Source organism: Mesorhizobium sp. (assembly GCF_004963255.1).
In the GTDB taxonomy this organism is placed as follows: domain Bacteria; phylum Pseudomonadota; class Alphaproteobacteria; order Rhizobiales; family Rhizobiaceae; genus Mesorhizobium.
In genome coordinates, this window is sequence record NZ_SUGA01000045.1 from 1 (window position 1) to 22,463 (window position 22,463).

The window sequence follows — 22,463 nt, forward strand, 5'->3', positions numbered from 1 at the left end:
GTCGAGCAGTTCAGCATGGCCGTCGCCTGTGACCTCGTCCATTTCGTCGAATCCGGCCCATGTGAAGAAGACCATCGACGGGCCGTAGCCGAGTTCGAGGGTTGCCTACATGGCGCCGAAGGCGATCTCACCGTAGTTACCGGCGCCGATGGTGATTGTGGCGGGTCCATCGAGGTCGAGATAGTCGCTGACCTGCCACTGAATTTCCATCCGGCTGCAGTTAGAGCCTCGGCGGGTTTTACTCCGTATAGCGCGGGTTGAGCAACGGGTGATCGGCGGAGCTGGTCGGGGTTGCGCAGCCGATCGTCCGTTGCGGTGAGATTGGCGGCATTAGGCCGCAGGCGTGATGTATCCGAGCGCCGAATGTGGGCGCGATCGGTTGTAGTCGTCTGCCCATTCGGCGATGGTTGTTCGGGCATGGTCGAGGCCGAGGAACAGGGTTTCGTTCAGCAACTCGTCCCGCATCCGCCCATTGAAGCTTTCGCAGAAGCCGTTCTGCATCGGCTTGCCCGGCGCGATGAAGTGCCATTCCACCTGATGATCCTTCGACCAGGCGAGGATCGCGTTTCGAGGTAAACTCGGTGCTGTGGTCAGAGACATCATGCCCGGCTTGCCGCGCCGGGCGATCAGTTCCGTCAGTTCGCGCGCCACCCGGCGGCCGGAGATCGAGGTGTCCGGGATCGCAGCCAGGCATTCGCGCGTCACGTCGTCGACGATGTTGAGGACGCGGAACCGCCGCCCGCAGGCGAACTGGTCATGGACGAAGTCCAGCGACCAGCGCGCGTTCGGCTTCGCCTGAACCAGGATCGGTCCCCGCGTTCCTACCGCTCGGCGCCTGGCGCACGGCCAGTTCCTTCTTCGCGGTATAGCCGGTAGATGCGGTTGATACCCGATGCCTCGCCTTCGCGCCTGAGCAGAATGAACAGCCGCCGATAGCCGAAGCGCCGGCGCTCGTTGGCCAGGTCGCGTAGCCGGCCGCGCAGTGCCGCCTCAGGTGGGCGACAAGAACAATACCGGATCATCTTGCGATCAGCGCCCACAAAGGAACAGGCCCGCCGCCCATCGTGGCCTGCTGATGCGCAACGGCTTCGCGCTTGGCGGCGGGCCCTACCATTTTTTTGAAAGAAGCTCGCGCAGGACGCTTCCAGCATCTGGTCGGCGAGCAGCTTCTTCAGCCTCGCGTTCTCGTCCTCCAAGGCTTTTCGGCCGTTTGGCATCGGAGACGTCCATCCCGCCATACTTCGCCTTCCAGTTATACAGCGTCGCCTCGAAGATTCCATGCTTGCGCGCCAGGTCGCCCGCCTTCGCCGCGCTTCGTGCTCACGCAGAACCGCGATGATCCAGTCAAGGCGTGACGTTCGATGCAGGTTCTTTGCTTCTGTTCGCGGTCGGCACGCAGCCGCCGGCATGATGGTGTCCGTGGGTCCGATCGGTTCAAAGCTCTTCGGCGTGCTCGGGAAGCGGCAACGACAGATCATGCGAACTCGTCCGGACCGCGCCCTGCATCGAGCGCTCGCTATTCCGTGGACCAGCTCAGCCTAAGCTGCCGACCAACGGAAATCCTGTTCGTCAACCCACATGCGGTGAAGGGTGACTGCCATTCGTCTGGCCAGGGCGACCTTCGCACGTCGGGCACCCTGTCGATGGCAATCTTCATTGCCCAAGCCTTCATGCTCGACCGTCGGGTCGTCGGGCGCAGGATGACGTTTGCCGCCTCGAACAAGGCCGTTCGCGTCTCACTGTCACCCACTTTGGTGATGCGACCGACCCTGTCGACTTCTCCAGACTGGTATCTTCGCGGTGTGAGGCCGAGATACGCACCGACCGATCTGGATCGGCGGAAGCGCTTGGGGGTCATCGATCGTTGCCCTGTAGGTGAGCGCGGTGACGGGTCCTATGCCAGGGATGGTCATGAGGCGACGGCAGATGGGATCCACTCGAACCGCTCTCAGGACGAGCCGGTGCAGATCCGCCAGGTTCTCGCGCAGACACCTGTGCATCTGCAAGAGCGGTTCAAAGATACCCAGCAACAGCCGATCCGCTCCGACCAGCTGTCGAACGCTTGCCTCGAAACGAACGCGCGTGACGGCGCCAATCTTTAGCCCCAGGGACGCAACAAGCCTCGGATGACCTGCTCGTTGGCAGTGACCGCCCTGACGGCAGCCTTGCGCGCGGCGGTGAGCGTGCGCAGCCTCTGGCCGGCAGCGGACTTCAGATTGCCTTGAACCAACCTGTGCGCACAATCTGTGCAATCCCCTGCGCGTCATTTTGGTCCGTCTTCACCGTCATCGCGCCCAGAGCCGCTTTGACATGTCGACTCTCGAGACACTCGACAGGGAAGCCCTCGTCGACCAGGTGTCCGCCGATCCACTCCGATGTCGCACCGGCTTCCAAGCCAACGCGAACTAGATCGTCCCGCCATCGCTGAAGTGCAGCCGTCACAGCATCCGGGTCACCGAGCACCTTTCCCTGCCACAGCATCTCGCCGGTTCGGCGATAACGCAAATAGCTACAGCGTCGAGTGTCCGGGATTTAGGGAAAAGGGTGTCCTTACCGAAACACGCAGGTTGAGTGCAGTGTCGGCGGAAGTTCTGATCGATAATGCAGAGGCGCTGGTTGAGCACCACGACTCGGTGACGCGCGAGGTGAGCTTCATCGCCCGGCTGCACGCTTTTGCCCGATATTGGGGCTTCACACCGCGGGCCAGTGCCCCTATCGGGCCAGGACGAAGGGGAAAGACGAACGCGGATTCGGCTACATCAAGAAGAATGCGATCGCCGGCCGCCGGTTCGAGGCCTGGGCGGCGTTCGAGGCGCATCTGGATCAGTGGACGCGCGAGCTTGCCGACCGCGTGAACACGGCACCACCGGCGTGGCGTCGCCAATGCCCATTCTCGACAGGATCGTGCACAACGCCCACCGCATCGTGCTCCAGGCGACAGCATGCGAAAGCAAAGGGCGGCGCTCCTCTTGACCGGCGCCGAAAAAGGGATTTAGTGAACGACTGTCCGCGACTTAGCGGAATCCAGTCCGGCTTTTGCGAAATGCGCACCGTGAGTTTTCGCACGGCCTCGACTCAATGAGAACCTTTGTTCCCTCAAGCGCCGCCCGCTTCCTATCGGTGCGCTCAAGTACCAGCATCATCGGCGCGGTAGCGGAATCGCTTGATCACGTCATCCAGTGGTACGCCCATGGCCCGCTCTAGGTTCGCCCAGTAAGACTCTGCCTCAGCGAGTAGCTCCTCGCGCTGGTCAGGTGCTTGTTCAGCCTTCCAGTACCTGATCAACGCGAGCATGGTGAGCCTAGCGAGAGCCGCAATTGGTAAAAGTGGAAGTTCTGACTCGTTTATCGGCCTACTTTGCTCGTACCCAGCGACAAAAGCAAAAGCACCCTGCCAAGGGTGATCTTGAATGCGGCCGACCAGGTGAGCGACCGCGTTCGCGGGGTCAAAGATCACCGCGCTACGGACAGTGTCACCAAAGTCAAGGATGGCCTTCAGGAAGACGTCGCTGTGCGGATCCACCACAACATTGTTGGGAGCGTAGTCACCGTGGATTACTTGCGTCTCAAGATCGGGCAGACTCGGCAGCACGACTTCATCGAAGAGCCTGAAGGCCCGCTTAGCCAGCAGGCGGCGGTGGGGGTCCGGCGTGTACTCGACAAGCCCGGCCCAATGGGGAAAGTGCCTAATGTCGTAAACAATGTTGCGCTCTGCGGCTGGGTGCTCAAATAACCGCAGTGCACTGTTCATCTGCCCAAGCGCATCTCCCAGCTTAGTTAACTGCTCTACGTTCGAGTTTATCTGTTCCCATAACACCCCTTCGACGAAGCGGAAGACGCGAAGGATCCGACGGGTACCATCGCTCATGTCGATCGGAATGCTGTCGCTTCCATCAAGGGTCAACTCGATCCGCTGGACAGGCAACGCGTGAGCTGCATCATCGAGGTAACGCATCACGGCGGTCTGCAGTGCCGTCACCGATTCCGGCTCATCAGAGGGCGACACCTTCACGAGGTATTCACAGGAGGCCGTGGCGAGCCTCAAAGTGACGCCCTTTTCACTCGCCAGTCGTTTAACCTGTCCGCTGAGCCCATAGTGCCTCTGAAGCATGATCTTCAGCAACGGCAAGTCGATTGACTCGTGAGGCGACAACAGGCAACTCTCGTTGAGGAGACGTTGCAACGCCACGCCGCGTGACTTGTTCATGTCCGTCGAGCTTTCTACAAGGTGTGTTTCGCGACAACCGCAAATGTCTCAAGGAACCGCGACGCATCGGCAGCGGTGAAGGCGACCGGAGGACGGACCTTCAATACGTTGGACGCCAGGCCCGTCCGGCTGATCAGTACTCGACGATCGCGCAAGTGCTTAATAATGGCTTCGCAACGAGCGGAGTCGGGCTTAAGCGTCCTTTTATCCTTGACGATCTCGACACCCAAGTACAGTCCGCTGCCGCGGATTTCGCCAACGTAAGGGGATTCCCGTGTGAGTGTCTCAAGTCCTGCGCGTAAGGTCGCACCAGTGGAGACAACGCGCTCACGCACATTTTCCTGCTCGAACACATCGAGCACTGCAGACGCAGCAGCTACAGAGATCGATCTGCCACCCAACGTATTGAAGTAGCTGACCTTCTGTCCGAACTCGTCGGATACCTCGGGGCGGAAGACGACGCCGGAGATGGGGAACCCGTTGCCCATCGCCTTGCCCATCGTAACGATGTCCGGAAGCACATCGTGTCGACTGAACCCCCACATCGAATCTCCGAGCTGAGCGAACCCCGATTGAACTTCGTCCGCGACGTACAGGCCGCCGGCGGTGTGAACCTCGTCGACGACTGCCTTCATGAAGCCAACAGGGTGAGTGAAGATGCCGTCGGAGGTGAACGCCGAATCGGCGATCAACGCAGCCAGCCGGTACCCATGCCGCTCGAGATCACGAATCGCGGAACGTACCTGATCGCGCATGTAATCGTCGAGAGAACATCCAGACCTGACGAGTCGGGGGTCAGGAGCGGCAATCAGGCGGACGTTCGGTCCGAGCGCGGACCCTGCGCCCAGCATTGGGGAAAAACTCGCCACCTCGCGAGTGCGACCGTGAAACGCCCAGCGGGTCGCGATGATTCCCTCGCCGCCCGTGTGGAACCTCGCGACCCGAATCGCCAGGTCGTTCGCCTCGGATCCCGTGCAGGGCAAGCTTAGCTTCGACAGCGCCGCCGGAAAAGTCGCAAGTAGCCGCTCTGCATAGTCAACGAGTAGCTTCTGAGGGTAGCGCGTATCGGTATTGATTGCAGCCATCTGGCGCCAAATGGCGTCCACAACATGCTTGTGCACATGGCCGACGCCCTGAACGTTGTTATACGCGTCCAGATAGTCATTGCCGTCGCGGTCGACGAGGTGCGCGCCAAAGCTCAAGACAAACTCCACCGGAATCGTCTCGGAAAATTGGTAGCCCGGACCGAGCACTCTGTCACGACGTCGGATGATGTCCTGGAGTCGTTCTGGCAGATCGCTGACACCAGTCGCGATCCGCTTAGGGTTACGCGAGCTCATGTTCATCGGAGTGTCCTAGCGGTTGCATCAGGGCCATGTCTTTGATCGTCAATAAACAGCCGGCGGCCGCGAGGGTCCAATTCAGTTTGCAGATTGGTGTCTTCGCGCCACGAGATGACGGCTGCGAGGCGGTGGCTGGAGTCGTGCGAGGGCGCCAAGCAAGGCACGGGTCGGCCGCAATGCGCCGGCGCCATTCGCCAGCGCGCTGGGCATCCTACCCGACGACCATCTGTCCCCCGCGACGCCCCACACCCTGGGGCGAGGCTACTCGAGGCCGTTGGGGTTCAACCATACCCCATCGTGAGACAGGGCGACGAACTCGGAGCAACGAGCTTTACCTGTTGCGTGATGGTTCATGCCATGGATGTTCCTGTGATTCGGAGCGCCTGTGTTGATGACTAGCCTAGTTTCCGTCCACAAAAGACAAGCCTTTGATTCATTGAATGAATCGCTGATTTGCGCCAGTAAGGCCCAACGGTTGCAGGTACGTTGGATCATAATCCTGCCACCGCCGGAGCCGACAATGCGCCAAGAACGCACCGTCCAACCCAGCATATTCGATCTTTTCGCCACGCACGAGATCGGCTGCGAGTTGAAGGCGATGTCGCACTGGCTGGATAAGCATGGCCCGGTGGCGAGAGACCTGTGTCGGGCGGCATCAAAGCGACCGTACGGCAAGGCCTGCCGCCGAAGCGGTGCTGCGCTGCGCGCTGCTCAAACAATATCGGCAGCTGAGCTACCAGGAGTTGGCGTTTCACCTTGAGGACTCCGCCTCGTTACGGGAGCCCACAGAAGTCGGCGCTCCAAAAAACGATCAGGGCGCGATCCGGCCTGAAATTTGGGAACAGATTAACCGGACTCGGCAGGCGGGCTCGTTTGCCACTGCTTTCTTGTTGAGGCTGTCTCGGGCCTCGTATTCCTGATCGAGTTCCTGCCTGACGGCGATCATCTGGCGGCGCTCGAAGTCGGTGATCCTGATTGCCCGCCACCGCTCGGCAGCTCGGATCAAGGCGCCGAACATGAGCTTGAGAACGGGCTTCTCGCCGAAGGCATTGGGAATGATCTTTAGCCTGCGCCGCTCCTCGACGAACAGACGTTCCAGAAGATTGGTGGTCCTGATGGCGCGACGGTGAGTGATCGGCATTCTCAGATGCGCGATTTGCCGCTTCGAAGTTGTCCGTGAAGCCGACCGCGCTCGGCAGCTCGGCGGGATCAGGGGGCTTGGTTCTGACGTACGATGAGCGGCATTCCCTGAGGGCGGACCATCTAACTGGCCTGAATTTTGGGACATCAAGAAACAAGGGTCACCACCTGTCGGGAAACCTCCGCTAGCTGTGCTTCTCTTTCAGCTTTGAGAAGAAATCTTTGAGAATTGGATCGCGATGGATCCGGTAGACATAACGCATGGGATGCCGTGCGCGATCTACACTCCAAGTGAGCTGTGCCGTTACAATCGGGGTCGGGGCAATGACACTCTCGCACCAATCGGGATTGAGCAGCCAAGCAACAGGCGCCATGTCCCAAAGTTGCTTCGACCAACCGACGTGATCGCCGGATAACTCCTTAAACCTCTGTGCGAGAAAGCGGCCAATATCGCCATACGGTTCTACATGCCGCTCCATCTCCGGGACGGTACTCAAAAGATGGGAAACAACGCCCAGGCAAGGAAAGAGCACGAGCGGAACACCGCTATCAAGGAGGACCTGAGATCCGCCTACATCTTGGCACAGATTGAATTCGTTGGTGTCTGGCCATTCCAAAGCATTACCAGCCAGCCACACAACGACGATTTTATCGCTGATGTCCGGTGCCTTGATAAGGGCAGACGCGACGTTGCTGATCGCTGCGATTGCCACAACGTAAAGCGGATCTTCCGGCGAACTTGCTCGCGCCCGCTTGATCAAGTCATCGACGGCTGGTGCTTCACGAATCGTCTTCTGCGGACCAACGTAGTCCGTAACGCCTTTGAATACCAACCCCTCAGGCCGAAGTTGCATACGTTCCAGCACCCGAAAGATCTCCTCATGGCTCAATTCCATACCATGGCCGGGGCTTTCCGAGCGGTCCCTGAGAAAAAACGGTGCCGCATAAATTGCCTGCAGGTCCAGACGGTCAGATGACAGCAACATCTGCACGATAGCGAACTGATCATCGATTTCGTTGTAGGTGTCGGTATCAAGAACGCACCGTACCCGTCCTGAGGGGGGCTCCAGCATCCGTAGGCGTTCAGCGTAACTAAGGCTCGTCATGCATTGTTATTCCTTATCCGTGCTTCTGGTTGCGGCCCCACAGCTCTACCTTCGGCGGCCGCGGCTTATGCGGTTGGCAATATTAGGTTATTGCATTCTGCAAGAGATCACCGACCCTCAGAGCGGTACGGGTCGCGCGAGAAACGCCACTTCTTCGTTGCCTTGGACATACGCTCCTGATCGGATGCCGCAGACGATCGACGTCGTTGGCGCGCGAATATCGATGGAATCAGCGGGCAGCGAGTCCATCCGATGCAGGATGCCGATGAGATCTCCCTGCTTCACTTCATCCAACACTGAGCAGCGCGGTTCGAAGATGCCCGGTGCAGGAGATTTCAACTGGTCGGAAGGATGCGTTTCGAGTGATTGGCCCGATTTCTGCTGACGGAACACGGGATACTCGGCTTTGCCCTCGATCAACCCCAGCGCAATGAGGCCATTGCGCACCCCAGCTTCGTAGATCGCGAGAGCTTCGGCGCCGACTAGGCCGCCGCCAAATTCAGTGCAAATGAATACTTTGCCTTGACTATGTGCCCAAGTATCGAACATTCCAGCCGTCTCGTTGTGCTCCCAAAGCAATGTCACAGGTAGTTTGAATGCCGCTGAAAGGCGGAGCGTCTTCGTCATCAGATCGACATCAGCGAAGGGATGTGTGATGACCGACGGTGGAAAGTCCCATGTCGGTCCGAAACTGTGCAGATCAAATATGGTATCCACCATAGGCAACAACAGACGCGAAATCGCATCTGCGATGCGTTCGCTTACCGAGCCATCTGACCGGCCCGGAAACAATCGGTTGAGATTCTTTCCATCAATTGGCGTGTTGCGGGTCCAAGCTTGCACGGCAAGTGGATTGATCTCAGGCACGATGACAATCCTTCCGCACCTCTGCGCTTCGGGAAGCCATTCAACAAGCCGCCGAGCAACAATCGGCCCCTCCAGTTCATTGCCATGATTTCCGCCAGTGATAAGTAGGCTCGGCCCCTCCCCTTTATTGCAGCTGAACACTGGGAGCGAAAGAGCTTCGCAGTCCGCGCCTTTGGGGACAACAAGGTGGCCCGTGCTTACGCCAGGCCTGTCGAGATCAAACGTAATATGTGGTGCTTCGCTCATTGTTCATCCTATTGCGAGTATTCAGGCGACCAGGCGCCAAGTTGCGTTTCTCCGTTCCACGGGTATGCACCGAGCTGTCTTCAATTCGCCAATATAATGTTCCGAGCGGTGCCATCGCGCTCTTAGATGGCCGCTGCCTGGCTTGGTGGAACTACCGCTGCTCGATGGCCACAAGGGCGCTGCGACAGGCACCTCACGCCTGCGATCTATTACTGCGCCTTCGATACCGCTTCTTCGGAACGGCCGGCCAGATCTCAGGGGGCGTCGGCGCCGCCGGTTATCCCCAAGGATGTGCGCGAGAAGGTCGAGACAGGCATACTGACCGTGAAGGCGACCGCGCCAGGAAAGCGTGCCCTGAAGCCCCAGCCTGTTGATCGACGGGCACCGACGCATAGTCGATGACCAGCCGAGCAGTCGCGGTTCACGGCGAACGGCGAGGAAGCGCTTGGCCGTACTGCTCGTGCTTGCACCGGCGGCGCTAATCTCGGGGGTATGCGTTGGCGGAACCGCATCCGGCTTGCAAACTTCGCAAGGAGCGAGGGCGCGGCTCATGCGCGGAAGAGCTCCCTTCCCTGTGCGGCGGCTCTGCCTAAAGCTAAACTTCGATAATCCGCTCCTGCCAAGGCAGATCGGTCAACCGGCGCATGTAGTGGCTGCGGACGCGGGGGGTTCGCCAGCCGCAACATGGACAGCACGATTCCATCGTATTCGGCCGGGCTACAAACACTACCTCTTACCCATGGGAGAACCTGGACTATTGAAAGCACGGACGAAATCACGAGCGGAAGGATGGAGCACGGCCAAATCATCGCATCGATCGTGGTTCCGAACCGTCCGTGAATCGCGCAACCTGCACCAAATATGATACTGTTGGCCAAGTCAGCACTTTGGGCTCGACGAATGCAGAGGGCCTTGCTCCCTTGGGTATTCCCACTGTCGTTCCGGGCTGAGCCTTCAGTCGGAATTCCTGAGATGCGATGCGGGTCGCCGAAGCTGCATTTCGCGAAGCTGCGTGCTGATGATCCTGCGCGACGATTTGGGCCCAATCTTCCACGACCGACAGTTCGCGTCGCTCTATCCCGATCTCGGTCAGCCGCGACGCCATGGCGCCTGGTGCTCATCACCCCGCTGCAATTCGCCGAGGGTCCGTCGGATCGACAAACGGTGGATTCCGTGCAAAGCAGGATTGACTGGAAGCATCTTGCTGGTTCTCTCGCTCACCGATGCCGGCTTCGACCACACGGATCTTGTGCGAGGCTTCGGGCGCGTCTGATTACCGGTCTGGCTGAAGCGAATTGCTTGACGCTGCTCTCAACAACACCAAATCGCGCCATCCGTTCGAGATGTTGGCTGTGGCAGCGCCTCATTGGGTGGAGCGCTACCAACGGCCAACATTAGCCACACGCTTGCCCCGCAAAGAAACGGCGCGTGAGCACCATGCCCGCGAGATTGGAGAGGATGGTACCGAATCCCTGGCGGCGATCTTTGCCGCGGATGCGCCTAGACGGTTGCGCACGATATCGGCCGTCGAGACGTTGCGCCCGATGTGGCTGCAACTGTTAAGGGCTGCCCGACGGCGAGATGCATTGCCCCAGGGTGGCGGATGGTGCATTCCCCCGGCCGTTGATCCGATCGCGCCTACTGCGCAGGGGCACGTGCAAATCGGCGCAGCATGACGCTGCGCATGCGACGCAACATGAACGCCCGCAGCTCAAGCCGCAAGTTCCGGGAGCGGGTGGTGATCTCTCTGCCGGGACCGCCACCACGTGAGGTAGAGAACAATGAGCCAAAGCACGGGCACAAGCATTAGTAGGGACGACACCGCGGCGATCGTGGGATCGATCTGGTTGCGTAGGTTCTCGTACATTTTGAGTGGGAGGGTACGGATGGAATATCCGCTTACCAGCGATGTCACGACGAATTCATCGAACGACTGGAGGAACGCGAACACGGCGCCTCCTACTATGCCGGGCCGAATTAGCGGCAGTGTCACCCTCATGAAGGTTCGCAGGGGTCCCGCACGCATGCTTTTGGCTGCTTTCTCAAGCCTTCGGTCGAAATTCGCCAGCGTTGCTGATACAATCACGACGACAATGCCAATGGCGCCAATGCTGTGAGCCAAGACGATCCCTGTTTTCGAACCGATTAGTCCGAGATTGACCAGCCCGAGATAGGTCGCGATCCCTACGACGATGACGGGAATGGTGACCGGAGTCAGGATCGCCATTGTTAGGAAACCTCTTACCCGCGGCTGGGTGCGGTTGAGGCCATAGGCCGCGAGTGTCCCGACGATAGTCGACAGGATAGTCACCGCTACACCAATCTGGACGCTGGTCCAAGCGGCGCCATTCCAGGATGGATCGGCGAAGAACGATCGGTACCATTGCAGCGAAAGACCCGTGGGCGGGAATTCCAGAAAAGTCCCGGCACTAAAGGACATGACAATGACGATGAGGCCAGGGAAATGAAGGTAGACCATGACGAGCAATACAAACACCGTACCGAAAACATTCGACAAGCGGCTGTCATCTCCTACCTGGTAGAGCTGGGTCGTCCAAAGCTTCGCCCGATAGGGATTGGGAAACTCACCAAAATAGCGTTTCAGCCGGCCCAATATGGGCAGCCGCACTACCCAAGACCTACGCGCTGGTGCCGCCGCGCGCGCTTGAGCACCCATGAGATTGAGTCCGAGCATGGAAAGCACGGCGACAGCGACGGCAAGGAGGATGAAGGCTGAGGTGGCGATTCGTGAGATGTTGAAGGAGCTTGAAACTTGCCCCGCGATGAAGTTAGACAGCATGGCATCACCCAACCCGCCGAGGGCAGCTGGCGTTACGTAGAACCCCAGACAGAACACGAAGACCAGCAGTGAGCCACTGCGCACGCCTGGCAAGCTGAGCGGGAAGAACACCCGCCAAAAAGCTGTGAGCGGCCGCGCTCCCATACTGCGCGCCGCCGCCATCAGCGACCTGTCGATGCCCATCATGGCGCTAACCAGAGGCAGGATCATCACCGGCAGCATGATGTGCACCATGCCGAGATAGACAGCCGTGGTGTTGTAAATGAGCTGCAGTGGGCTGTGGATCAGCCCAAGTTGAAGCAACAAATTGTTGATCACGCCGCGATCGCCGAGAATAACAATCCATGCATATGTACGGGCCAGCCCACTGGTGAGATAAGGGACGAGGACGAGCACAATGAGGGTGGTGCGCACGCTCTTCGAGGCGGTCACGATCAGATAGGCCGTGGGATAGCCGACGATGAGGCAGATGAGGGTGGCCACGACGCTAACTTCGATAGTCTGGAAGAGTACGCGGACGTTCGCGGGCTGACCGAAAAACATATAATAGTTTTTTGCCGAAAAGTCAGGCGCATTGATGCTGGTCAGGAACAGAAGGAGTATCGGAATGCCGAATACTACAAGCAGGATGGCGAGGGCCGGGACGGTGAGCACAATCGGCATTTGGCCAAATTTTTGAAAAGTCTTCATGGAATCTACCCTGTCGGTGTCTCAGGCAGTAACAAAGCGAACGTCGCACCGCAGCCAGTCGAGGCGCACCTCGTCGCCAGACCGGAAAATCTGCTGTCCTGCAGCGACGTGCTCGCGAACAATCAGCACACTCCTTCCGACACGCACATAATATTTCCGCAACGGGCCAGCATAAATCATGTCTTCGACGGTGCCGGCGACGTACTGGCGCTGGTCCGCATCGGCGCGCTTCGGAGCTGACCCAGCAGCGACGTAGATGCGCTCCGGCCGGATCATGGCCACAGTACCGGACGGCGGCGTGGCATCGGATTCGACTTTGAACCCGGGATTTTCAAGGATGTTTGCCTCGCCCAAGAAATTCGCCACGAAGCACGTCGCCGGCCTGTCATAGAGTGCCTCGGGCGTGTCGGTCTGCTCGATCCGCCCGGCGCGCATGACCACAATGCGATCCGACAGGGTGAGCGCCTCCTCTTGGTCGTGCGTGACGCACATGGTGGTGATGCCGAACTCTTTGTGCAGGCTCTTCATCTCAACCTGCATCTGCTCGCGAAGGTTGCGGTCGAGCGCCCCGAGCGGCTCGTCGAGCAAGAGGAAGGGCGGATCAGCGATCAGCGCCCGAGCAAGTGCCACCCGCTGCTGCTGGCCGCCGCTCAATTGCGACGGCATACGGCCGCCAAACTCGGCGAGGTGCACGCGCTCCAGCATGCGGCGGACCCGTGTTGTCCTTTCAGCAGCGTTTATGCCGCGCATTTCGAGCGGGAACTCCAGGTTCCGCGTCACCGTGAGATGCGGAAAGAGTGCGTAGCTCTGAAAAACGATGCCTTGGTCGCGCCGATAGGACGGCACAGCGGCGAGGGAGCGCCCAGCGATTAAGATATCACCCGCAGTTGGGGCCTCAAAGCCGGCGAGCAGCATCAGCGCTGTGGTTTTGCCTGAACCGCTCGGACCGAGAATGGTAAGGAACTCCCCACGACGAACTGTTAGTGACAAATCTCTGACCGCAGCGACCGCCCCATACATCTTGGTGACGCCGCGGAACTCAATCTGCGGCAGAACGGGGATTTTCTCCAACGCGTCAACCTCTGAAAGTAGGACGGGCGGGGTTCCATGCATGTTCACTGTTGCTCCTCCAGCACGATCCGACCGCTGACGGACCCCTGCTAATTAACCGTAGCTGCTGCCGCCCAACTCGATGTGGAATACAGCGGCAGCCCCCTAACCAGCTAGTTTTTCGGCACCATTATGCGCAATCCCCAAGTTGGCCAAAAAAAGGGGGAGAGTTGGTTGGATCCATTCATCTCGCAGTCGGCAAGTCGACTGAGGTGACCATTCACCCGGCCACAATGACTCTAGTGGAATCCAGGGTCTATTGAAGAACCCATTCGTTCCAGCGCTGAACGAGCCGCTCGGTGTTCGTCAGGCCATCCGGCCCAATATCATTATACCACTGCCCATTTATAGTAACGCTGCTCTTCATGTAGTCAGGATTGCTAGTAAGTTTTCGAGCAATCTTTTCCGGAATCAGCTTAAAGGCGTTGCGGTTGGTTGGACCTTGTGGGAATATCTGGCAGAATGCTGCTTGGCGGTCAGCGCGAGTAATGAATTCAATGAACTTCTGGGCATTTTGCACGTTGGCCCCCCCCTTGGGAATTATGTAATAGTCCCATTGTAGCTTTGCCTGATTCCGGTTGATCTCGATTGGTGCACCCTGGTCGATCAGAAGAAGCGCCCGCCCATCATATGACTGCGCCACGTCGACTGCCTTATCATGCAACATTTGCTGGATCTCGGAGCCGGCGCCCCACCACTTACGGATATGCGGCTTGATCTTGTCCAGACTGGTGAAGATGCGATCGATGTCCATCGGGTAAAGTTGCTCGGCGGGTACGCCATCAGCCAGCAGAGCTTCCTCCCAAGGTCCCTCCGACCCGTACGCCCCTGACACAAGCGTTCGGATGCCGGGAAACTTTTCGACATCCCAGAAATCAGCCCAGGTTGTGGGCCTCGGGTTGCTAGCAGGGAATGATTCAGTATTGTAAACCATGTTGTACGAATACATGGGCCAGGCGACGCCGAACGGCTGCTTGGCGAATTCAAACATGCCGTCCAGCTCTTCCTTCTTGTGAATCGAATAATCGATCTTCTCGAGGAGGCCTTTTCCATCGGCGGTAATGGCAGTAGTTTGCGCTACAGCGCCGACGTCAAGCGTAACGTTGCCCGATTTCACCATCAACTCAATCGCGGACATGCTTGCATCCTCGGTGATCGCATTCACCTTGATACCTGTCTCAGCTTCGAATGGTTTGACAAAGGCCTCAATCGTGGCTTTACCCACATCGCCGCCCCCCACCGTCACCGTTAATTGACCCGACGATTGCGCAGAAGCCGGGAGAACGGAGGACAGTGCGCCGGCTGCGACAGCTGACGAGGTCGTTTGCATGAAACGTCTGCGATTTATCCAGAAGCTCATCTTAGTTCCCCTTTTTGGTGGTTAACGCTGACCACGTGTACGTCACGAATTTGTGTGCTCTACGGCCAAAAGCGCATTGTAAGTGATGATCGGTGGCACGAGAGTTTTCGTCAAATTCAGTTTACATATTAGCGTCATCTAGGAGCGAGATGGACCCCTACATCTGAGTTGAGCTCATGTATTCATTCGTTCTCGTGTTGGCAATGAGGGCGGTGGAGGTCGCCGATGCGACAGCTCCCATTCACCTATCAACTGCGGAGGTCCGAGAAAAAACCTTGCTGAGGATGCAAGGAGATCTGTGAGGCGTAACGCGGCCGAGCCGCGGCCGACGATGCGCTTCGCCTCAATATAGAAAGAGAAACTGGCAGGGTTTTGCGGTCTGAGGCGGCACAGAGTTACACGATTGGGGCCGACCTTTTTCGCTGCCGGCAACGTCGGTAGAGGCCCCGCGCCAATTCGTGTTGCAGCAACTTGCAGCTCCGATGCCGCTAATAACCGCCCTCACCCGATCGGCCGGATCGTCCCCTCTGAGCAGATCTTGTTGCTTCGATCGTTGATCCGTCACCACAGTGAGCTTAGGGGCGCGAAGTAGCTCCGGAGCTGAGTGGGACCGGAGGAGCAGGCAAGACGACGCCACCAACACGTAGATCATCGCCGCCGCCGCCCGGTGTGGGGTGAGAAGCCCCTATCAGCGCTTTTTGCGAGCGCGGCTCGTTCAACTGATCATCTCCCGCAGATATTATGCAGCTGACGCAAGAGCGGGATCGCCCGGGATAACGGTTTCCGCCGAGGTCCCCTCTACGGTTGCGCGATGCTCAGGAAAACTCAGGTCGCCGGAATAAGCCCTGATCGGCTTGGGCGAAATAGCGCTCAAGGTGCTCAGGGTGCGACCGACCAGCTAGGCTCTCCCGACGATCGGGTTGATCGTGTCGTCGCAGAGCCTGTCGCCGACGTTCAGGCTTTCGAAGTAAGCCGTGGGCAGAATGTTCTGGCGCCCGTTAAAGATGGAGCCATCGGGCATGAAGGCCGCCGTCATCGCGATCCGGCGGCGGCGGCTCAGTTGGCCCCGGCGCCATGCGCCGTAAGGCCGTTGTGAAAGCTGCAATCGCCCGCGAGCATTGGCACTGCGACAGGGTCCGTCTCTGCCATCGTGGGGTAGATTTTGAAGAGCCCCCAAGGTTTTCCCGATATCGATGTTGTCGTAGCCGGCTAGCTTGTGGCTGCCCGGCATGAACGACAGGCAGCCATTTAGCGGTGTCGCATCCTCGAGCGGCGATCCAGATCGAGATCGCGTCGCGCGACTGGAATGACCAGTAGGGATTGTCCAAGTACCACGCAGTCGGGTTGCTCTTTGATCAACGCCGGGTCGAGATAAATGCGCATCGCGGCCTGGCGGGCAAGGGCGCTGGCCATGTTGCCGATCTCGGGGCCGCGAATGTAGCGGTTTATCGTCTGATTAAGCTGCGAGACGTTGATCCGCTGCGTAAAGACCTTGTCGTAGTAGCGGTCGTCGCCGTCGAGCCGGTCGATACCGCCTGGGGGATCTTGCGGCCAGCCATCATCTCAACTGCCTCGAGGACGGCGGCTTTGTTCGGCCACCTCGGCCGGCGACAAAAGAGCTGGGATGTGCACGAACCCTTGTTCCTGGTATTCTCGCACCTGATCATGCGCGATAGAGCGTGGGTGGTGTTTGGCTCAGTAGTTCCGCACCACGCTCTGTCACCAGGACGTGAGCGCCAACCCCGAATAAGTAGCCGTTTTCGCTGCACAATATATTTGGCATGTGCAAGGTCATGCCGGACTTCAGGATATCCTCCGCGCCCGGCTCCAAGCTCAGGTCACCGCGTTCAGTCCAATTGATGCCAGTCTGGTATCCGGTGCGTTGGCGGAAAACTCCCTTTCTCCCAGATCGCTTCAGCACCTCACGGCCGGCAGCGTCGACTGCCGCCGCGGAGGTGCCCGGCTTAACTGCGGCAACAAGAGCGTCAATAACCTCCTCGGCCAAGCAGTGTAGAGACTCAGCCTCAGGATGTCGGCCAAGCACAGCGCACCGGACCATCCCTACGGCGTATCCGTATTTTGACGCGCCGATTTCCAGAAAAGCCGGCTCGTTATTACTAATTGGATGCTGGGATGGGGGTGCATGCGGCAGCTTCGTCCGTTCCCCGAACAAAATGGTACCGCCAGAAAGCCCAACTTCCCCGCCAGAGTTGCTGGCCTCTGCCCTGACGGCAGCCGCCATGGTCGCCGCCACCTCCTGTTCGGTAACACCTTCCCGTAGCGAACCTTGGAAGGTTCGCACTGCCAGGTCAGTCATGCGCATCGCGTCGCGCATGCACTCGAGTTCTAGCTCGCCCTTCACCGCTGCAACCGAAGAAACTAGACGAGTCGCATCGATAACTTTTAAGTCGGGAAGGTGAGCCTGAACCGCATTGACATCTGCCAGCGCGAGGTTCCAGCAGCCAAGCTCAAAACCGGTCCTCTTGCTTTGCAACCCATACCGACGAAGGACGTCGGCACACACTTTCCCAAAATCTTGCTGGTGGGTATAAGTAACTATCTCATCGATGCAACTATACGAACAAACCGCTTGTTCGTCATACTGCCGGACAACAAAAGTTGGCGACCGACCGGGCACCATGATCAAAGGAAACGGTGCGAAGTATCCACCACTGCCGTCGTATCCGCTGAGATACCGCAGATGGCCATGGGCAGTAACTACAAGCGCGTCTAGCCCCGCGCTCGCCACTGCCTCCAGCACGTTGAGCTGCCTGCGCTCGTACTCGGATCTCGGGAACGGGACACCCGTCAGAGGAATAGCTGAGGACATCGTCGCCATATCTCACCTCAATGATTTGCCATGTTGTGGTTCGGTTACGCAACAGTACGCATCGGACCGATGTTCGGAGATGTCGCTTAACGTGCTTTGGTTTAGGCAGACATTCAACGGTCCTAGCGGCTTGCGTCAAATGGAGTTTTTATATCGTCGTCATCTGGCGGCGAGATGACAGCTAAGGCACAGCGATCGATGAGGATAATTCCTGCTCCGCCACACGCCCATTCGCGTGCTGCGGTCGGGGCAAATCGGGCGCTTGATCGAACTGGTCCGCGCACGGCATGGATGGGCTGATCGGCGGGATCGTCACGCGTGCGGGTCCGGTCACTGACGCTGATTTCGCGCCGGCCGACCAGGAGGCGCTCGCCCGCCTCAAGCTCCGGCCGGTCTTCGTCGGGATCGAGCGCGACCTCATCCGCGCGGCCATCGACGCCCAGCCGCAGGCTGTGCGCACGCGGCTGACCCAGACAATCACCGGTTTGACCTCGTTCATGCGAGAACAATCAAAATTGTGCCCCGCGGGTATCGCAAAGCTCGGTCGTCCCACTTCAGCGAAGGTGGCCATAAGTCCTGACGTTGCCCCAATCAGCCCTCGTTCACTACTGGTCTCTGTTCTCCTCGTGGTCCGTTCTGGACCGAGTTGCAAAGTCGTTCGGGGGTGAGGCCGCGCACGATCGTGTGCGGCCGGTGCTCGTTGTAGTCGATACTCATTCTTCGATGATGCAACTTCCGCGGCCATCCCTCGACGAAGCCGTTTTGGTCGGCTTGCCGGGCGCGATGTAGTGCCATTCAATACGGTTGTCCTCCTGCCACTGCAGGATCGCCCGCGCCGTCAGCTCGGGGCCGTAGCACCTACGGAATCGAGGAGCGGCGGCAGCCAACCCATTCCGGAGAGACCGACCATGACCACTCTAGATTCTACACCCGCCGCCGCGGTGCTGGTAGCGATTGACATTTGCTACGTCCGCAATGAAGTCGTTATCGAAACACTTGGCTACAAGCGCCGGCGTCGCCCTTTTGGTCCTTAACACCCGTGCCGAACACGACCATCTGATCGAAGTGCTGAGGCGTACGGCCGACCTATGGTCTGCGCCTTTGAGGCGACAGGGAACTATCATCGGCCCATTGCATGGCGCTTGGCTGAGGCGGGCTTTGAGATGCGCCTGTTGTCGTCGTTGGCGCTCGCCCGAACACGCGAAGCCTGCACAACAGCTGGGACAAGAACGATCCCAAGGATGCGCAGGTGATCCTGCACATGCTCAGGATCCAGGCGACACAGGTCTAGCATGATCCGCTGCGCGCCGGCATCAACGACGTGCAGGAACTGTCGAAGACGCATGAAGCGATCGCCGGGGCCAAGACCGAGATCCAGCACCGTATCCTGACGCATTACCTGCCGCTGTATTTTCCCGAGATCGATCGCTTCCGGGGAAACAGTCGTAGCGACTGGTTCTTCGCCTTCCTCGATGCTTTTCCGACCCCAGCAAGGATCACGGCGCTGACGAAGGAGGAGGTTGTGACAGCAGCCTGGGAGAGCACCCTTATTCAACCACAGGCAGAAGGATGTGAGAGGGATGGTGGCGTTCGTGATGGATAGTGTTCTTCGCCACGACGGTGGTTGTTTCGGTGGCGTTATTGCTGCCTGTGTTCAGGTTGCGTGCGAAGTGCGGGAAGCTGCTGCTCGATACTTGCACGCGGATGCGGTGGCCGGGCCCGAACCAATTGCCCGTCGCCTGCATATCCACCTCAATCAGATAGATTTCGCCCGGCGTCATCAGCTTCGGCTCCTTGTAGCCTTCGCGGTAGCGCGCTCGGGCGATGCCGGTCCTGAGATTATAGACGCGGCCATCAGGGTAGACATCGCTTAGCTGCACGACGAAGTCCGTATCGGTCGCCGAGGAGGACACGTAAAGCACAGCCTTCAGCGGCCCGGTAACCTCTAGACCTTCGCGGAGCGGCTCGGACGTGAACACCAAACGGTCTTGCCGCAGGTCCACTTGGTGCTGGTCGACTGCGTTTCCGGGGGACCGGAGCTCGGCACGGCGGCCCTGCCCCGGGGGGACTGCGAAGTTCTCGGGGCTGGGCACGGGATCAAGGGGGTCATAGCGATAGTTGTCAGCAGGCCCCGAAGCCATCGTGGTGCACAGTTTGCCGTCACCATTGCTTGTATTCGCATTACCTTCGCTGGCGAGGTAGTAGGGCACGAAACGGGTCCCCGGCAGCGGCCAGCTATCTGCCGACTTCCAGCGGTTCGCCCCCATCAGGTAATATTGCACGTGCGGCATCTTGAAGTCGCCGCTGTCATCGTCGTTACACAGCCAGTGGTTAAACCAGCTCAGATAGATCGACCAATAATCCCGCCGAATGTCGCCAACGTCGCGCTCGCCCACGAAATGCGGTGTGCAGGCCTGTTCGCTTTTGCAATGAGCGGTTGGAGAGATGATTATGAATTGATTGCGCCGCGACTTCTCCGACGTAGACTGCTTCCTGAACATGTTGAACAGTTTTGCCGTCTCGCCGACATCCGTGTCGTACCACGAATTGACAAACAGTGCCGGCACGTCCGGGCGCGAGGTCTCATCAAAGAACGGGAATTTGTCCCACCAGAGGTCACCGGTCTCATGTGTGATCCAGTCGCGCCAATCGGTGGGATGGCTTCCAACACGATCCGCGGCGTCGGCGAGTGGCAGGGCTTCCAGCGCCTCGTATAGATCAACGTTTGGAACGGGCTGCGAGCGCTGGTTGGCATCCTGGACGAACCACTGGAAGGCCCAGCCGATCTCCGGCACGCCCGAAACCAGAACGCTGAATTTCCGCCAACGCAAGGCGCCGCCGGGTCCCTGCGGCAAGAGCGCCTTCAGCGCCGCCGGCCGCCGCTGCGACATCATCACCTGGTTAATGCCGAGCGCAGAGCAGCCGTACCCACCGACCTTGCCGTTGGACCAGGGCTGCGAAGCGACCCACGACACGGTATCGTAGCCGTCGTCTGCATCGCTTTCAGCCGGATGGAACGTGCCCTCTGAACGGAAGCGGCCGCGGATATCCTGCACCACGACCGCGAAGCCTTGGCCGGCGAACATGTAGGCGAGACCGCTTTTCGTCTCCGAAGCCGAGGCACGATAGGGGGCTTTGTCATACTGCGTGCGGATCAGGATGGTCGGCAGTTGATCCCCGGTCTCACGCGGACGGTAGATATCCGCGTAGAGACCGACGCCGTCACGCATGGCTACACGGACATCCTTTTCGAGATCGACCTCGAAAAGCGGTTTTGGGAAGGGAACGAGACCGTTGCCATCATCCATCTTGTCCGGTGTGCTGGTCATTTGTCGCCTGCCCAGATCTTCGGGCGCCGGTGGGCCCAAGGTCTAGCTTCCTCCAGATCGCGTGCGACACGGACCAGCGTGGCCTCGTCGCCAAAGCGACCGACGATCTGAATCCCGATCGGCAGCCCGTCGGCGCTTTGTGCCAATGGCAAGGAGACCGAAGGTTGTCCGGTGACATTGAATACCCCAGTGTACTGGAGATTCGCGGCGTCCGCTTCCTTGAATTCTTCCGCGGACAGCGTCGGGTTGGTCGTGCTGTTGATGCCGCCGTGCGGTAGGGCTGTCATTGGCATTGTGGGGGTCACCAGGATGTCGAACGGATGTATCGCCTCACCCACCCGGCGCCGCATTCTCTGCAAGACCTTTTCTACGTCGCCCGCACGTCCCTTGAAATTTCGGCCATACTCATAAAGCTTGAGATTGATGGGCTCCAAAGTATCCGCGTCTATAGCGCGTCTCACGGCCCGCGCCCCGTCTTCAAGTGAAGTCGCGGTGAAACATGCCCTGGAGAGCATTACTCGCGTGTATTCGATGGACTCATATGGCGGCTCGATGTCGGTGATGATGTGACCCATTTCCTCAAGAAGGGAGGCCGTCGCCTCGACAGCGTCCTGAACGTCCGGCTCGAGATCGACTGCGCCCCATTTGGTTCTCGCCACCCCCACTCTCAGCGTTCCGGTCGGCCGTGAAAGTTCATCGATATAGGGACGGTCCGGCTGAACGATGATAAATGGGTCGCCAGGATAGGGCTTGGAAAAGACGTCGAGCGCGGCGGCCATGTCGCGAACTGTCCGACATAGGACAAACTCGCGCGTCAGGCCAAACGACGCATCCTGGTTGTTTGGACCGCCGGAAACACGTCCGCGGGACGGATTCAGCCCGACAAGTCCTGACCAGGCGGCAGGGATGCGAATTGACCCGCCGCCATCGCTGCCGTGCGCAATAGGCGTGATTCCCGCGGCCACCGCCGCGGCTGCTCCGGCAGACGAGCCGCCTGTAGATCGTTCCAACTTCCACGGATTGCGAGTGATGCCATTAAGAATGCTCTCACTCAATACGGACATCCCAAGCTCCGGTGTGGTCGTTCTTCCTATCGTCCGGAGCCCGCTCTTCCGAGCGCTTTGAAAGAAGTAACTGTCGGTGTCAGAGCGACAGCCCTTGAACAGACGGCTTCCTTTTTCCTGGAGGCGGCCAGCTTCGGTGCCCCCGATATCCTTGCGAAGGAAAGGCACGCCGTGGAAAAGCCCTCCGCTCGCGCCAGCCACGGTTTCGGCATCTTCGTAGAGCTCGATGACGGCGTTGATGCGAGGATTGACCTCGTCGTGCGCCTCACCGGCCAGCCGCACCAACTCAGAGGGTGTTACCTGACCACTTGTCACTAGAGCGGCCAGACCGGTGGCATCGCAACAGACATACTCGCTCAATCTCATGTTGAT

General features: G+C 59.1%; 16 protein-coding genes and 7 pseudogenes. 4 read left to right on the top strand and 19 right to left on the bottom strand.

What is annotated here, in order from left to right; translation table 11 throughout:
• A partial coding sequence (locus tag E5X34_RS29115; protein ID WP_292572198.1) for a hypothetical protein occupies window positions 1-261 on the top strand: 261 nt, incomplete at its 5' end.
• Window positions 262-336: 75 nt separating this feature from the next.
• Here E5X34_RS29115 and E5X34_RS29120 read toward each other — a convergent pair.
• The 3 genes and pseudogenes from E5X34_RS29120 to E5X34_RS32945 form a co-directional block, all read right to left on the bottom strand.
• Window positions 337-1,367: pseudogene (locus E5X34_RS29120) on the bottom strand (IS3 family transposase); the annotation flags it as partial.
• 149 nt (window positions 1,368-1,516) lie between these two features.
• Window positions 1,517-1,858 carry a transposase gene (locus E5X34_RS29125; RefSeq protein WP_292112923.1) on the bottom strand — a complete coding sequence of 114 codons (342 nt, stop codon included), beginning with the start codon at window positions 1,856-1,858 and terminating at the stop codon, window positions 1,517-1,519.
• Window positions 1,743-2,267 (bottom strand): transposase, encoded by a 525-nt coding sequence (locus tag E5X34_RS32945; RefSeq protein ID WP_365969061.1) that lies wholly within the window; start codon window positions 2,265-2,267, stop codon window positions 1,743-1,745. Before E5X34_RS32945 ends, E5X34_RS29125 begins: the two co-directional genes overlap by 116 nt.
• Before the next feature lie 318 nt (window positions 2,268-2,585).
• Here E5X34_RS32945 and E5X34_RS29130 point away from each other — a divergent pair.
• Window positions 2,586-2,874, top strand: a pseudogene (locus E5X34_RS29130) (IS21 family transposase); the annotation flags it as partial.
• Window positions 2,875-3,126: 252 nt separating this feature from the next.
• On the opposite strand, the gene E5X34_RS29135 reads toward E5X34_RS29130, so the two are convergent.
• Window positions 3,127-4,206, bottom strand: coding sequence for a phosphotransferase enzyme family protein (locus E5X34_RS29135; protein ID WP_292112926.1), 1,080 nt, complete (start codon window positions 4,204-4,206; stop codon window positions 3,127-3,129).
• Between the two features lie 14 nt (window positions 4,207-4,220).
• Window positions 4,221-5,552 carry an aspartate aminotransferase family protein gene (locus E5X34_RS29140; RefSeq protein WP_292112929.1) on the bottom strand — a complete coding sequence of 444 codons (1,332 nt, stop codon included), beginning with the start codon at window positions 5,550-5,552 and terminating at the stop codon, window positions 4,221-4,223.
• Window positions 5,553-6,069: 517 nt separating this feature from the next.
• Here E5X34_RS29140 and E5X34_RS29145 point away from each other — a divergent pair.
• Window positions 6,070-6,403 (top strand): annotated as a pseudogene (locus tag E5X34_RS29145) (ISNCY family transposase); the annotation flags it as partial.
• 137 nt (window positions 6,404-6,540) lie between these two features.
• Here E5X34_RS29145 and E5X34_RS29150 read toward each other — a convergent pair.
• The 12 genes and pseudogenes from E5X34_RS29150 to E5X34_RS29195 form a co-directional block, all read right to left on the bottom strand.
• A pseudogene (locus E5X34_RS29150) lies at window positions 6,541-6,837 on the bottom strand (transposase); the annotation flags it as partial.
• 37 nt (window positions 6,838-6,874) lie between these two features.
• The gene (locus tag E5X34_RS29155) at window positions 6,875-7,795 is read right to left on the bottom strand and encodes a nucleoside hydrolase (protein WP_292112931.1); all 921 of its coding nucleotides are present in this window, start codon (window positions 7,793-7,795) and stop codon (window positions 6,875-6,877) included.
• Window positions 7,796-7,912: 117 nt separating this feature from the next.
• Window positions 7,913-8,908: a succinylglutamate desuccinylase/aspartoacylase family protein gene (locus tag E5X34_RS29160; protein WP_292112934.1), complete on the bottom strand. Its 996-nt coding sequence runs from the start codon at window positions 8,906-8,908 to the stop codon at window positions 7,913-7,915.
• A gap of 1,711 nt (window positions 8,909-10,619) precedes the next feature.
• Window positions 10,620-12,398 carry an ABC transporter permease subunit gene (locus tag E5X34_RS29165; RefSeq protein WP_292112937.1) on the bottom strand — a complete coding sequence of 593 codons (1,779 nt, stop codon included), beginning with the start codon at window positions 12,396-12,398 and terminating at the stop codon, window positions 10,620-10,622.
• A gap of 21 nt (window positions 12,399-12,419) precedes the next feature.
• Window positions 12,420-13,511 (bottom strand): ABC transporter ATP-binding protein, encoded by a 1,092-nt coding sequence (locus tag E5X34_RS29170; protein WP_292113042.1) that lies wholly within the window; start codon window positions 13,509-13,511, stop codon window positions 12,420-12,422.
• Window positions 13,512-13,764: 253 nt separating this feature from the next.
• Window positions 13,765-14,868, bottom strand: coding sequence for an ABC transporter substrate-binding protein (locus tag E5X34_RS29175; protein ID WP_292112941.1), 1,104 nt, complete (start codon window positions 14,866-14,868; stop codon window positions 13,765-13,767).
• Between the two features lie 898 nt (window positions 14,869-15,766).
• Window positions 15,767-15,904 (bottom strand): hypothetical protein, encoded by a 138-nt coding sequence (locus tag E5X34_RS32950; RefSeq protein WP_363791668.1) that lies wholly within the window; start codon window positions 15,902-15,904, stop codon window positions 15,767-15,769.
• A 20-nt stretch (window positions 15,905-15,924) separates the two neighbouring features.
• A complete protein-coding gene (locus tag E5X34_RS32955) occupies window positions 15,925-16,017 on the bottom strand; it encodes a phytanoyl-CoA dioxygenase family protein (RefSeq protein WP_363791671.1) in 93 nt (30 codons plus the stop codon).
• An 88-nt stretch (window positions 16,018-16,105) separates the two neighbouring features.
• Window positions 16,106-16,207, bottom strand: a pseudogene (locus E5X34_RS32960) (hypothetical protein); the annotation flags it as partial.
• 324 nt (window positions 16,208-16,531) lie between these two features.
• Window positions 16,532-17,707, bottom strand: a complete 1,176-nt coding sequence (locus E5X34_RS29185) for a Xaa-Pro peptidase family protein (protein ID WP_292112946.1) — start codon at window positions 17,705-17,707, stop codon at window positions 16,532-16,534.
• Window positions 17,708-17,820: 113 nt separating this feature from the next.
• Window positions 17,821-18,207 carry a hypothetical protein gene (locus tag E5X34_RS29190; protein WP_292112949.1) on the bottom strand — a complete coding sequence of 129 codons (387 nt, stop codon included), beginning with the start codon at window positions 18,205-18,207 and terminating at the stop codon, window positions 17,821-17,823.
• An 82-nt stretch (window positions 18,208-18,289) separates the two neighbouring features.
• Window positions 18,290-18,549, bottom strand: a pseudogene (locus E5X34_RS29195) (integrase core domain-containing protein); the annotation flags it as partial.
• Between the two features lie 57 nt (window positions 18,550-18,606).
• On the opposite strand from E5X34_RS29195, the pseudogene E5X34_RS29200 reads away from it, so the two are divergent.
• Window positions 18,607-19,238: pseudogene (locus E5X34_RS29200) on the top strand (transposase); the annotation flags it as partial.
• A gap of 7 nt (window positions 19,239-19,245) precedes the next feature.
• On the opposite strand, the gene E5X34_RS29205 reads toward E5X34_RS29200, so the two are convergent.
• Both E5X34_RS29205 and E5X34_RS29210 read right to left on the bottom strand, forming a co-directional pair.
• Entirely contained in the window at window positions 19,246-21,027 is a 1,782-nt protein-coding gene (locus E5X34_RS29205) for a CocE/NonD family hydrolase (RefSeq protein WP_292112952.1), read from the bottom strand.
• Complete coding sequence (locus tag E5X34_RS29210) at window positions 21,024-22,457, bottom strand: amidase (RefSeq protein WP_292112955.1); 1,434 nt, start codon at window positions 22,455-22,457, stop codon at window positions 21,024-21,026. The genes E5X34_RS29205 and E5X34_RS29210 overlap by 4 nt, the downstream gene beginning before the upstream one ends.
• Between the last annotated feature and the right edge of the window lie 6 nt (window positions 22,458-22,463).

Bases quoted from the DNA above. Each gene is read 5' to 3' on its own strand.
- E5X34_RS29135 (WP_292112926.1), bottom strand. From the start codon at position 4,206: ATGAACAAGTCACGCGGCGTGGCGTTGCAACGTCTCCTCAACGAGAGT.
- E5X34_RS29185 (WP_292112946.1), bottom strand. From the start codon at position 17,707: ATGGCGACGATGTCCTCAGCTATTCCTCTGACGGGTGTCCCGTTCCCG.
- E5X34_RS29170 (WP_292113042.1), bottom strand. From the start codon at position 13,511: ATGCATGGAACCCCGCCCGTCCTACTTTCAGAGGTTGACGCGTTGGAG.
- E5X34_RS29155 (WP_292112931.1), bottom strand. From the start codon at position 7,795: ATGACGAGCCTTAGTTACGCTGAACGCCTACGGATGCTGGAGCCCCCC.
- E5X34_RS29175 (WP_292112941.1), bottom strand. From the start codon at position 14,868: ATGAGCTTCTGGATAAATCGCAGACGTTTCATGCAAACGACCTCGTCA.
- E5X34_RS32955 (WP_363791671.1), bottom strand. From the start codon at position 16,017: ATGGCAGAGACGGACCCTGTCGCAGTGCCAATGCTCGCGGGCGATTGC.
- E5X34_RS29140 (WP_292112929.1), bottom strand. From the start codon at position 5,552: ATGAACATGAGCTCGCGTAACCCTAAGCGGATCGCGACTGGTGTCAGC.
- E5X34_RS29205 (WP_292112952.1), bottom strand. From the start codon at position 21,027: ATGACCAGCACACCGGACAAGATGGATGATGGCAACGGTCTCGTTCCC.
- E5X34_RS32950 (WP_363791668.1), bottom strand. From the start codon at position 15,904: ATGACGGCGGCCTTCATGCCCGATGGCTCCATCTTTAACGGGCGCCAG.
- E5X34_RS29125 (WP_292112923.1), bottom strand. From the start codon at position 1,858: ATGACCCCCAAGCGCTTCCGCCGATCCAGATCGGTCGGTGCGTATCTC.
- E5X34_RS32945 (WP_365969061.1), bottom strand. From the start codon at position 2,267: ATGACGCGCAGGGGATTGCACAGATTGTGCGCACAGGTTGGTTCAAGG.
- E5X34_RS29160 (WP_292112934.1), bottom strand. From the start codon at position 8,908: ATGAGCGAAGCACCACATATTACGTTTGATCTCGACAGGCCTGGCGTA.
- E5X34_RS29165 (WP_292112937.1), bottom strand. From the start codon at position 12,398: ATGAAGACTTTTCAAAAATTTGGCCAAATGCCGATTGTGCTCACCGTC.
- E5X34_RS29210 (WP_292112955.1), bottom strand. From the start codon at position 22,457: ATGAGATTGAGCGAGTATGTCTGTTGCGATGCCACCGGTCTGGCCGCT.